11 protein-coding genes and 2 pseudogenes are annotated in these 11968 nt (G+C 56.7%); 5 read left to right on the top strand and 8 right to left on the bottom strand.

The annotated features are described in order from the left end of the window. Nucleotides 1-223 (top strand): hypothetical protein (locus A7Q26_RS25620; protein ID WP_198162947.1); only part of this gene is annotated, 223 nt, incomplete at its 5' end. Between the two features lie 243 nt (nt 224-466). Here A7Q26_RS25620 and A7Q26_RS24650 read toward each other — a convergent pair. The 6 genes and pseudogenes from A7Q26_RS24650 to A7Q26_RS14695 form a co-directional block, all read right to left on the bottom strand. After that, on the bottom strand, nt 467-964 hold the full coding sequence (locus tag A7Q26_RS24650; RefSeq protein ID WP_232313808.1) for an IS5 family transposase: 498 nt from the start codon (nt 962-964) through the stop codon (nt 467-469). A gap of 82 nt (nt 965-1046) precedes the next feature. Next, nucleotides 1047-1220: pseudogene (locus A7Q26_RS25925) on the bottom strand (transposase); the annotation flags it as partial. A gap of 103 nt (nt 1221-1323) precedes the next feature. Then, the gene (locus tag A7Q26_RS14710) at nt 1324-2478 is read right to left on the bottom strand and encodes a glycosyltransferase family 4 protein (RefSeq protein ID WP_084439139.1); all 1155 of its coding nucleotides are present in this window, start codon (nt 2476-2478) and stop codon (nt 1324-1326) included. Between the two features lie 2 nt (nt 2479-2480). Then, nucleotides 2481-4466: a DUF4214 domain-containing protein gene (locus A7Q26_RS14705; protein ID WP_084439138.1), complete on the bottom strand. Its 1986-nt coding sequence runs from the start codon at nt 4464-4466 to the stop codon at nt 2481-2483. A gap of 509 nt (nt 4467-4975) precedes the next feature. Continuing rightward, entirely contained in the window at nt 4976-5647 is a 672-nt protein-coding gene (locus A7Q26_RS14700) for an NUDIX domain-containing protein (protein ID WP_232313807.1), read from the bottom strand. A gap of 2 nt (nt 5648-5649) precedes the next feature. Then, nucleotides 5650-6585: a GDP-L-fucose synthase family protein gene (locus tag A7Q26_RS14695; protein ID WP_066861110.1), complete on the bottom strand. Its 936-nt coding sequence runs from the start codon at nt 6583-6585 to the stop codon at nt 5650-5652. A gap of 636 nt (nt 6586-7221) precedes the next feature. Here A7Q26_RS14695 and A7Q26_RS14690 point away from each other — a divergent pair. From A7Q26_RS14690 to A7Q26_RS26230, 3 genes and pseudogenes are all read left to right on the top strand, one after another. Next, nucleotides 7222-7545 (top strand): annotated as a pseudogene (locus tag A7Q26_RS14690) (transposase); the annotation flags it as partial. Between the two features lie 70 nt (nt 7546-7615). After that, a complete protein-coding gene (locus tag A7Q26_RS26235; protein WP_332308772.1) occupies nt 7616-8230 on the top strand; it encodes a transposase in 615 nt (204 codons plus the stop codon). Between the two features lie 36 nt (nt 8231-8266). Further along, complete coding sequence (locus A7Q26_RS26230) at nt 8267-8620, top strand: transposase (RefSeq protein ID WP_332308771.1); 354 nt, start codon at nt 8267-8269, stop codon at nt 8618-8620. A gap of 351 nt (nt 8621-8971) precedes the next feature. Here the strand turns inward: A7Q26_RS26230 and A7Q26_RS14680 are convergent, their stop codons facing one another. Continuing rightward, nucleotides 8972-9946, bottom strand: a complete 975-nt coding sequence (locus tag A7Q26_RS14680; RefSeq protein WP_066861104.1) for a tyrosine-type recombinase/integrase — start codon at nt 9944-9946, stop codon at nt 8972-8974. A gap of 76 nt (nt 9947-10022) precedes the next feature. On the opposite strand from A7Q26_RS14680, the gene A7Q26_RS14675 reads away from it, so the two are divergent. Then, nucleotides 10023-10976, top strand: coding sequence for a tyrosine-type recombinase/integrase (locus A7Q26_RS14675; protein ID WP_066861102.1), 954 nt, complete (start codon nt 10023-10025; stop codon nt 10974-10976). A 511-nt stretch (nt 10977-11487) separates the two neighbouring features. Here A7Q26_RS14675 and A7Q26_RS14670 read toward each other — a convergent pair. Next, the gene (locus tag A7Q26_RS14670; protein ID WP_066861098.1) at nt 11488-11724 is read right to left on the bottom strand and encodes a hypothetical protein; all 237 of its coding nucleotides are present in this window, start codon (nt 11722-11724) and stop codon (nt 11488-11490) included. Nucleotides 11725-11968 lie beyond the last annotated feature (244 nt).

Raw genomic sequence — 11968 nt, 5'->3', positions numbered from 1 at the left:
CAATGCCGAGCTTGCGCAGACGCGTGCAGCGGCAGAGCAGGCGGCCCAGGCCCTGGCCGCAGAGCGTGACCAGCTCAATGCCGAGCTTGCGCAGACGCGTGCAGCGGCAGAGCAGGCGGCCCAGGCCCTGGCCGCAGAGCGTGACCAGCTCAATGCCGAGCTTGCAGAGGCGGCCATCAATGCCAAAAACTCATATGGCTGGTCACGATTCTGGGGACGTTGATCCCGGACGGATTTGGCTTAATGAGACCCGTGCGCGGATGGCGTAGCACTCTGATAATGCGATTGTTTTGTCATGATTTAGCCCGGTCTGTGAGTTGGTCCCGCCTATTTGGACAGCTGGACGGCAGTCTTCGCGCCAGCCTCCTGCTCCTTCAGCACGCCGATGATCTGCTCTTCGGTGAACCTTGCTCGCTTCATTTCGTCCGTCCTTCCATCAGGCCGGACTCTCTAGGGTCCGGACTCACTACAGCCACCAGATGACGGCGGCGGCGAGTGCGACGGCACCCATGAAGTTTTTGATGTTGCGGTCGAAGCGTGTGGCGAGACGACGCCAGTCTTTGAGGCGGCAGAACATGCGTTCGATGACGTTGCGCTGCTTGTAGATGGCGCGATCGTAGTCATACTGAATCTTGCGGTTCCGGCGAGGCGGGATGACGGCCTGGGTGCCGCGCTCCTTGAGCCATTCGCGCAGGGCCTGGCTGTCGTAGCCCTTGTCGGCCACAAGCTCGGCGGAGGGTGGCAACGCCTCGATACAGAGCCTCGCCACCTTGCAGTCGTGGACATTGCCGGGCGTCAGGAGCAGGACGTGAGGACGCCCTTTCGGGTCGCAGACGGCATGGAGCTTGGTATTCCGTCCGCCTTTCGTGCGGCCGATACCATGAGCCAAAGCCCCCTTTTCCGCCGCCGGCGCAGCGGTGAACCTTGATGCAACTGCTGTCGATGAACAGCCGGTCTGGCGCATCTTCGGCCCCTGCGAGCGCGCTGAAAATGGCTTGCCAGATGCCGCGCTCGGACCAGCGGACGAAGCGGTTGTAGAGCGTCTTCTTCGGTCCGTAGACGTCGGCGCAATCCGCCCAGCGACCGCCGCAGCGCAGCGCGTGGACGATCCCGCTCAGCACCCGGCGATCATCAACATGCTTCTTGCCGCGCACATCGGTCGGCAACAACGGCGCAATCCGCTCCCACTGCGCGTCGGAAAACCAAAAGAAATCAGACATCTCACTGCCTCCTCGCCGAGACAGTGAATCACGTCGAACATCCCAAGGAAACCCGCTTATTGGGTCCGAACCCTAATCAAGCATGGAGGAATCACGTCACCGCCTAATGATAATCGACATCTGCCTGTATCATGCGCAATTCCGCCCAGCGCTCGGAAAATTCACGATAGGCACCGCCGCGGATCTCCTCATCGAGGCGATGAACGACATCGATGAAATGGTCCGCGAACGAACTCCAGTTGAAGCGCCGCGCGTTCTCCAGGCCCTTTGTTACATAGGCACGGCGCCGTTCGAGATCTCCAACCTCTTTGAGGGCGTCACGCATTTCCTGCGCGTCAAGTCCGTCCACGAAAAGAGCGGCATCCCCGGCAACCTCGCCCAGTGATCCCCTTCGCGTGGTGATGACCGGGCAACCCGATGCCATGGCCTCGAGAACCGGCAGGCCAAAACCTTCATAGAGCGACGGATAAATCAATGCGATCGCCCCGGCATAGGCGACTGCTAATTCATCATCCCCCACATCGAGGCGCTGAACCTTGAGGCCCTTGACCTGCAGTCTGGTTACGTCCTCATCAAATGTCTTTTCGCCACCGGCGCAGACAACTTCAAAATCAAAACTTTCATATCCCTCAATTGCTTTAAAAAATATCTGGGCATTTTTATAGTTATTATGTTGCTGCCTTGAACCGACAAACAGGAAATATGGCTTTGATATGCCATGTCGTCCGCAAAAATCCTTCACATTTTGAGCGGAAGCCTGCTTGAATATGCTATTATCGACAGCAAGATGTGCAAAGCTTGATCTGGATTTATCCAGATTGGGATAAAATTCATGAAGGTTTTCCCGGGTGCTCTCGGAGATCGAAATTTGATATTGCGAGTAGATAATTGCGTTCTTCTTTTCTTTCCAATCCCTGAACGACAGGTCAAATTCCAAAAGCTCCGGGATCATGTCATAAACAAGAAGCACCGATGGTGTACGAAGCGGGGTTGTATAATATGTACTGGAAAATACATCTATATTATAGTGATCGCAGATATTCTGGATCATGATCGAATCCGCAGCGGTATTTTTCGAAAGATCATATGTCGGAAAGGGAATAACGGTCGCTCCCTCGATAAGGGGAGCATTTCCTCTATCCATAATGAACAAATTTATTCGCTTATCCTGTGCAACATGTGACAATATGGATTTCCATACACGCGCAATTCCGCTCGACGCAAATTGGAAAAAGACGGCATCAATCAACAGATTCATAATCAATTTTCCTGCTCTGAATTGGCCTTGTATTTCAAATCAAGAGCCGCTTTTTCCAGCATGGTTTGTATGTAGTCGTAACGATCCGACGGATTGATGATATCCCCTGCGTCCCCATCGGCGCCGACGTGTTTCAGGAAATCCTTGGCCGAACAGGTAAAGATGTCTGGGATCACCTTTCGCCCGTATTTTTTCGTGATCCGCTTTGATTCAACGATGCCAGGCGTTTCGCGGCTTGTCGAAAGACCGTGAGGATTCTGGAAGTAGGTGGCATGCGGATCATTCAATTTGTAGAACACCTTGCGAGCCGCCAGACACCGCATCCAGAATTCATAATCTCCGGCCGACTTGTAGGTGCCATCGAACAAGCCGAGTTCATTGTGAAGCGATTTCCGCCACATGGGCGCGTTATGAGGAGGGTTCGACGTAAACATCGTGTGCGGCGTAACCATGCCCACTTTGCTCTTGGCACCCAGATACGCAATATCGTCATAAGGAACATTCTTGTCGAAAGCGTAGTAGAAGTCCTGATATACAACATCGACAAATGGAAGCGCGAGAAGCGCCGCGGCCTGACGTTCGAGGGAATCCTGCCGGCGGACATCGTCCATGTTGGTATTCGTTAAAAACTGACCTTCCGACGCTTCTATTCCAATATTCCATGCATCATAGATCCCGACCCGATAATCATATCTCTTATATTTGATGTTTGGAAAATCCTTCACAAACTTCTCGATGATAACCGATTCATTTTCAGGTGAATTCGCATCGATTATAATGAGTTCGGCATAGTCCTTGAAAATCGATTGCCCGGTCATATGCGTCAGGAAGTCGTGAATATACTCGCCGCCCTTGTACAAGCTGGCGATCGCCGTCACGATCGTTCTCTTCTCTTTGATATTGAAAGTGAACTGGCTTTCGGAGTTGTCCCTAGCAAGTGCCCTCGCCCGATCGCCGTCAGGCTTCTTGCCATGTTTCAATGTTTCGAGGTCTTTTTTCCAATCGAACGCATTGATCTTCTTGTCCGTACCCATGAGGTAGACTTCATAGGGGTTGTTTTCCGGGATGGGCCGGACCGTGTGGTCGAGAACATATTCGGTGAACAGCCAACTGAGCATCTGCATCCGGTTGGCTTGACCGGAGGAAATCTGTTGCACCCAGCTGGCTATTTCCGGGGCAGCCGCGCCGCGCTCAAGAAGCGCTTCATAGGCCATCTGGGTGAACTGGGCATCGGTGAGTTCGGGCGCAATCTGATTAAGCCTGTCACGATAATTTGCGGCCTCTTCCGATTCCGAAATCATCCGGCAGAATTCGACGACCGACACCGAGCCGGCGACGACATGGCCGGCCCAGATGCCGATTTCGTCGTCGCCTGGCGTTCTTCCAAGGCAAGCATTGTAGATGATTCTGATAAGGTCGGGCAGTTCGGCTTGATCTACAATCAGCCTGTCGGAGTTCGCTGGGGTATCGGCACCCATCGCCGCAGGGATAGCCTGCGTCTTTTGCGCGAATTCGGACTGGCGCTCAAAAATCGCACGGCCTTCCCAGATATCCCTTTGAATTTGATAGAAAACATTATCATAAATCTGCTTGGTTTTTTCGATCTCCTTTCTCTGGGCTTCCGCGCTGAGGACAATTTCGCTGGCAAATGTGCCAAAATTCATTTCGCCGCGAATAATGGCGGTTGAAAATGCATCCAGAGCTGCCTGATCCGGCTGACGATCAAGCACGATATTGTAAACAAATGTTACAACATCACGGGCAATGCCGGCATTTACAGCAACGTCATTTGTCGACTTTCTTGTCTGGATAGCCTTTTTCAGGAATGGTCCAAAAAGCTTTGGATCAAAAGCTATTTTTTCCGCTTCATTGATCAGATCAGAGGACGCCACATCTTCATTTTCCAAAATGTGGACTACTTCCTCGAGAATATTACGGGTAAACAATATATTTTGATCGTGATTGACACCTGACGGATCACTGCTCATTTTTTCTACCACCGCAAATAATGTGCCGACAAAACGTAAATATATATTTATTTATTTGTGATATATTATAAAACTATATCTAGAATTCTGATAATGCTGCTAGATAATTTGCCAATTGACGGGATAGGATTGATCAAAATCCATCTCGATCCACCAAGGTGATTATCTATAGCCCTGATGGGTCCGCGGATTTCTGGAAAATCGGATTACTTGTACTGGCGCAGGGCTTCCGGAGTTTTGCAAATGCGGCTTCTGGGATGCGCGGAACCATATCGAGGTTCGGGACGGCTGCATAGTAGTTGTCCCTGGTCGCGGCCCATATGCCGCGCGCGTGGATCGAGCGGGGCGTCGGTCGGATGATGCGGCGCGGTGTGCCCCGGTAGGGGTGCCGGGGGTAGCCCGATCTGACGGTTCCGGCGATGGGCGCTTCGCGGAAAAGCAGGCCCGTCAATGCGATGGCAAGCGAGACTGTCCGCACCGGCGTTACGGGCACCCATCAACGGGCCCCTTCATTCCTCCGCGAACAGATGGGGATACCGGTCCCTGAGGGCCAGTATTAGGATCAGTGTTTTCGCATCAGATATACGACCACTGGCGACCTCACGGATGAGGTCGTTCAATGGAATTTCATGGACGCTGATATTCTCATGCTCGTGCAGACATCCGCCGCCGCTGCCTTCGCGCTTGTCGATTCTGTAGGGGGCGAGAAACAGATGCAGTCGCTCGGTCGAAATCGAGGGCATCGACCAGAGATGGACAACAAGCTCCAGCGACTGGAGCGTGACGCCGCCTTCTTCCCAAGCCTCCTGCCTCGCGCAGATCTCGGGGTCGTTTCCGTCCAAGCGCCCCGCAATCGCTTCGAGCGGGGGGATACCTCCGGTCAGCAGCACGGCGGCCCTTGGCTGGGTGATCAGTAATGCCACCCGGCGTTCGGGATCGTAGGGGAGAACGACCGCACCGTCGCCATGATCTTCCACATGACGTTCGACAATGGCGCCGTCGGGCATGCGCATTTCGACGCGGCTGACATTCACCCAGCCGGACAGAACGGATCGCGCCGATACGATGGATGCGGCTGACATCTTTTCATCGCTACCTTGTTTGCAGACGCCGGAACGCTCCTTATCCTTCTGGGCCGCTTCCCGGCTGTTCGATGAAACCGGATCTTCCGGCGGATACACTGTCAGGCTGCCAGGGCGTCAAGATGATTTTCGACGAACCATGTGACAGTCGATCGGATACCATCCCGCAAATCAATTTTGTGAGACCATCCCAATTCCCGAATCCTGCTGGAATCCATGACCTTCCTGGGCGTACCGTCAGGCTTGGTTGCGTCGAATATGAACTGGCCGTCATATCCGACCACTTCGGCAATCGTCTCGGCCAGCTGCTTGATCGTGACTTCTGATTCACTGCCGCAGTTGATATGTTCATAGCCAAAATAATTATCGTGACAGAATATCACGCCCGACGCGAGATCATCCACGTGCAGGAATTCGCGCAGAGGAGTGCCCGACCCCCAGATTTCCACCGTTGTGGATCCATTTGCCTTGGCGGCCAGGATCTTTCGGACAAGAGCAGGCAGGACATGGCTGCTCCTGAGATCGAAATTATCCCCGGGGCCATAAAGATTACATGGCATGACAGAGACATAGCTGCGGCCATATTGCCGCATATAGGCTTGGCACAATTTGATGCCGGCGATCTTTGCAATCGCATACCATTCGTTGGTCGGTTCGAGTGGCCCTGTTAGAAGGCTCGACTCCTGAATGGGCTGCTCGGCAAATTTGGGATAGATGCAGGATGAGCCCAGAAAGACGAGGCGATCGACGCCGGCTTGGTGGGCCGCGTGGATCGTATTGTTCTGGATCAGAAGATTGTCATACAGAAAATCGACGGGCTGAGTGTCATTGGCCATGATGCCGCCGACCTTTGCCGCACAGAAAATGATGGAGGACGGCTTGTGCTGTTCAACCCATTTGTGGACCGCGGCCTGATCGCCGAGATCGAGCTCTCGGCGATCAACCGTCAAAACATCTCGACCCTGCGCCTTCAGCGCACGGACAATGGCGCTCCCCACCATGCCGCGATGACCGGCAACCCAGATAGCGTGTTGCATGCAATATTCCGATTATGCCCCTAATTTCGAACTTCATTATCATCATTGAAAGGGCGGTCAATAAAATATTCCTCTAGGCTATATGCGTAATGTGGTTCCGATTTCGTTTAAAAATATATAATAGATATATTGTCATGGCAATGCAGCAATAACATTGAATAAATATAAAAACGATATTTTTTTAAAGATTTTAAATAATAATCATATTTGCGACAAAATAAAATAATGCAATATGATTTTATTTTAATATATAGAGATCTAATTGGTATCATAACGTGGTTGTGATGAGAATTATGCTTGGTTCCGTCGTTTGGTGTCACGGATCATCCACATGCGGGCTCCACGCACATGGATGCCTCGAAATACTCTGGCCTTTGAGGGATAGCCGGGTTTCTTCGATCTTTCAGGCAGGTACCAGGCGCTGACCGCGGCGGGTGATCCGCTGGAGCGATTGGCGGCTGTTGTGGATTCGAGGTGTTCCGTGGACCATTGGACGCCTCGAAAAACCTCTGGTGGTTAACTCGGCGTCGTGATTCACTTTCTTTCGCGGCGATTGGAGGCGATGATGGCGCGGCAGGCAGGTTTTTGGGATTACGAGGAACATCTGGCGCGGCTGACCAAGGGCGGCGATCCGCAAACATCGCGCAGCCGGTCTGGGCCGATACGGCCTATCGCTCGGCGAAGAACGAGGCCGCGATCCGCCGTGCCAGGCTCAAGTCGATGATCCATTTCCGCAAGCCCAAGGGCAAGCCGATGGACCGGCGGCACCAGCGGGCCAACGCCGCCCGATCCAAAGTGCGCTCGGCCGTCGAGCATGTCTTTGCCACCCAGAAATCGCGCATGGCCCTGTTCGTCCGTACCATCGGTATCGAGCGCGCCAGGATGAAAATCGGCATGGCCAATCTGGCCTACAACTTCAAACGCCTCGTCTGGCACGAAGGGAGAACCGCGCCCGCGTGATACCGAAACGCCGAAGAAACCCTCCCAAAAGCCGAGAAATCAGCCAGAAAACAAGCAGTCGGCCCGCTCCATGCCACCCGATATCGCCGCCGCTACCCCGTCATGCCAAAATCGACCGGTTCTTCGAGGCGTCCCATTGGTGGCGGCCTTGGGCCGCAGTGTTCGGAGTAAAGGTGGGCGCCCGCCGTTCGACCCGATGTTGATGGTCAAGATCCTGGTGCTTCAGGCGCTCTATTCGCTCTCGGACGAGGCCACCGAGTTTCAGATCAAAGACCGGTTATCATTCCAACGGTTCCTAGGCCTTGGGCTCGATGGCACCGTGCCGGATGCGACGACGGTGCGCCTGTTCCGGGAACGCCTGGTAAATGCCAAGGCCATGGATAAGCTCTATGCTCGCTTCGACGCCGCGCTCAAGGACCGGGGCTATCTCGCCATGGGCGGGCAGATCATCGACGCCACTGCCGTGCCGCCCCCCCCCAAAAAAAAACAACAGCGCAATACCGAAGCGGAGAAAGCAGCGATCAAGGAGGGCCGGATACCCGAGGACTGGAAGCCGGCCAAGGCGCGGCAGAAGGACCGCGATGCGCGCTGGTCGATCAAGTACAGCACCGGGAAGGCGCCAATCCCAAAGCGGCCAAGCCGGTTGATCTGGCCATCCCGATGTTCGGGTACAAGAATCACATAGGGATCGACAAAACCCATGGGCTGATCCGCACCTGGGATGCCAGCGCCGCCAATGCCCATGACGGCGCACGGCTGCCGATTCTGGTCAGCAGATAACACAGCCTCCGGCGTCTGGGCTGATACCGCCTATCGATCCAGGAAGAACGAGGCGTTCTTGGCGAGCAGCATGTTCACCAGCAACATTCACCAGAGGCGCAAGCCGCGGCGACCGTTGCCCGAGCGGATCGCCAGGGCCAATACCCGGCGTTCCAAGATCCGCGCCCAGGTTGAGCATGTGTTCGCCGGGCAAAAGCACCGGATGGGGCTCGTCGTGCGCACCATCGGCATCGCCCGCGCTACCATCAAAATCGGCATGGCCAACTTGGCCTATAACTTCCAGCGCCTGGCCTAGTTTGAGGCGCGAACTGCGCCTGCTTGATGCGAAAGCTGCTCCCTGACGGGACCGGCGACATGGAAATTACCCCAGAATGCGCAGCCACGCCGACCCTGTTACACCTCTGCGGTCCATACAGCCGCCATCACGCCGAAATCTGACAGTTTATCGAGGTGTCCACATTGCATTGCCCCGCAGCCTCATGCCGGTGCGAGGCCTGCCCCGGGCCCGGGGCAGCCGCGAGGAAGGGGCGTTTCTCCAGGATGCGGATGATAGGGGCTATCGACGGGCGGAATGCGTTGCTGTCCGCGATAGATGCTGGTCGCCACTATCGGCCGGATGGGTGTAAGGCCGACAGACCTGCCACCTTCAGATCCGCACCCGCTCGACTTCGCTCAGGCTGATCTCGTCGCGGCGGCGGTCGTAAAGCTGGGTTGTGCGGGTCGAGCTGTGGTTGGCCATGGCGGCCGCGTTTTCGAGCGCGCCGCCATTCCTGAGATAGATGGTGATGCCGCTCGCGCGGAAGCTATGGTTGCCGATGCGCGTCGCAACGCCGGCGGCGCGGGCGCGGCGGCGGACCATCACATGCGCCTCCGCCTGGGTCAGCGCGCGGTCCGAAAGCCTTCGCATGCGCCGGTCGATGCTGCAGAACAGCGGGCCGCGCGGATCGTCCAGCCCGCATTGCTCGACATAGGAGAGGAGGTAGTCCTCCAATATGTGATGGCAGGGCATGTCATGCCGCTTGCCGCCCTTTTCATGCAGGCGCAGCCACAGCCGCCGGCCCTGCACGAACATGTCCTCGCGCCGCATCGCCAGCGCCGCGCCGATCCGCGCGAAGCTGTAGATCATGACCCCGATCAGCGCCCGGTCGCGCAGGCCGGCGGGGGTGCCGATGTCGATCGCGTCAAATATGGCGCGCGCCTCGTCCGGCTCCAGCACCGGCGTGCGCCCGGTGCGCGCACTGTGCGCGGGGCCGCGCACGCTGGCCGCAGGGTTGATGACCACCACCTGCCCCGTCACCAGCCAGTCGAACAGATGGCGGATGGCGGCGAGGCGCTGCTTGACGCTGGGCGGCGCAAGCGTGCGGCCCAGCATCTCGATCCAGGCGGCGACATGCAGCGGGGCGATGGCGCCGAGCTCACGCACGCCATGGCCTTCGCACCAGGCCAGGAAGTCGCCCGCCGCGCGCGCATAGGCGCGGCGCGTGTTGGGATTGCGGATGGCGGCAGCGAAAAATTCGAGGAAGCGCCCCGCCCCGCCCGGCGACGCGGCGACAATCGCGGGCAACTCCATCCCGCCGGTGCCGGACGCATGTGAAGGCAGGATCTGCGCGGGTGGTGCCATGACAACCCTCTAGTGATCCAACAAACGTTGATAAAGGACATTATCACATAATGGCTCTGTTTCCGATCGGGTCGCCATGCTTTCTCCGCTCCAAACCACTTCTGTCGCCCTTCCGCCGATCGTCGCGCAGGCGCCGCCGCATGTGCATGTGCGCTTCCTGGAGTTTTTCGCGGCCGCCATCCGCAACGCCCATACCCGCCGTGCCTATGCGCGGGCAGCGCGGGATTTTCTTGCCTGGTGCTTCGACCATGGCGTGCGCGATCTGGCGGAGATCGGGCCGATCCATGTCGCCGCCTGGGTGGAGATGCTGGGCCGGTCTCTCGCCGCGCCGAGCGTCAAGCAGCGCCTCGCCGCCATCCGCCATCTGTTCGACTGGCTGGTGACGGGGCAGATCGTCGCGACCAACCCCGCGGGTAGCGTGCGCGGTCCGGCGCACAGCGCGCGTACCGGACGCACCCCGGTGCTGGAAGCGCAGGAGGCACGCGCCCTGATCGACGCGATCGACGTGACCGGCGCGGCGGGCCTGCGCGACCGGGCGCTGATCGCGCTCATGATTTTCAGCTTCGCACGAGTGGGCGCGGCGCTGGCAATGAAGCGGGAGGATCTGTTCGTGCAGGGGCGGCGGCTATGGCTGCCCCTGCATGAAAAAGGCGGCAAGCGGCATGAAATGCCCTGCCATCATCAGCTGGAGGAATATCTGCTCTCCTATATCGAGCAATGCGGCTTGGCCGAAGACAGGGCGCCGCTATTCCGCACCATCGACCGTAGCACACGGCGCCTGAGCGATCGGGCGCTGACCCAGGCCGAGGCGCATGTCATGGTCCGCCGCCGCGCCCGCGCCGCCGGCATCGCCACGCGCGTGGGCAATCACAGTTTCCGCGCGACGGGCATCACCACTTATCTCAAAAATGGCGGCACGCTGGAAAATGCCGCCGCCATGGCGAACCACAGCTCAACCCGCACAACCCAGCTTTACGACCGCCGCCGCGACGAGATCAGCCTGTCGGAAGTGGAGCGGGTACGGATCTGAGGATGCTTCCGCGTCGGACGGTGCCTGCCCCCCAAATTAACGCCACTACATGTCTGCCATAACCAGTTAAGTAGGCGATTATCATGCCAGTCAGTACGTCACTTAAAAATAGCGACGGCGCCAAACAGTGCCATATATTTACAATAACTTAGCAAAAAATGGCTGACGATCTGTGACGTATGGCGTCAATTAGTGACACAACCAATATGGCAGATTATTCCAAATACATCATTGATTTATAAATGAAAAAAGCTTGGCAGCACCCGTGCGTACGGTGCATTACAAATTACGCTTCAGGCGTGCGTCGTTGCTTCGCATGAGCTTGCGAATGCGCCCACTCGAAAATCCGGCTGAGCGGCATCCTATGAGGGGTTCGTCATAGCATTTCACCAAGACCCGAGAATAGATATCGGCGCCCTCGTAGGTAGGCGATCAACCTGCCAATTCGCACCAGCCCTGCCGCCTCACTAGACCTTATATGCGGGACGCCATATCCCTTTGCCCTGTCCGATCAGGAAATATGTGAAGGACTGGAAGATTCTTCTAACTGTGCAATCCGTGCGGAACCCAGTTCACGGACGAGGTCCTGAAGAATGGCAACGCGCTCGGCCAGCCAAGCCAGCTCATCTTCGCTGATGGCATACTCGCGCGAATAGCGGGCCTTGATATAGGCCTCGCGCAACAGATTATAGGCGCGCTTCTCAAACTTGCTTTCGGTCGGCCAGACCGACCGGAGCCGGGGTTCCAACTGTTCGGTCAGCGCCCGTAGGCGGTTCAGATTGTGGGTCTTTGGAGATTATGCCGAGCCGTGGACTATGCCGCATATCCATGGGAAAGCCAGGATAGCTGCGGGATTTGGCGCAACCCGCTCGGCATAGTTTCACGGTTTTCTCCCCGCGGAGTCTCGGAAGCCGTTATGATCTCCGCATCCGGTGACGCAATCGGCCGTGTCCTGTGACATGGCCCACATGGTCCAAGAGCGCGCGCAGCAG

The sequence above is a fragment of the Sphingobium sp. TCM1 genome, assembly GCF_001650725.1.
Taxonomy (GTDB): domain Bacteria; phylum Pseudomonadota; class Alphaproteobacteria; order Sphingomonadales; family Sphingomonadaceae; genus Sphingobium.
This window is presented reverse-complemented; position numbering and strand designations above follow the sequence as displayed.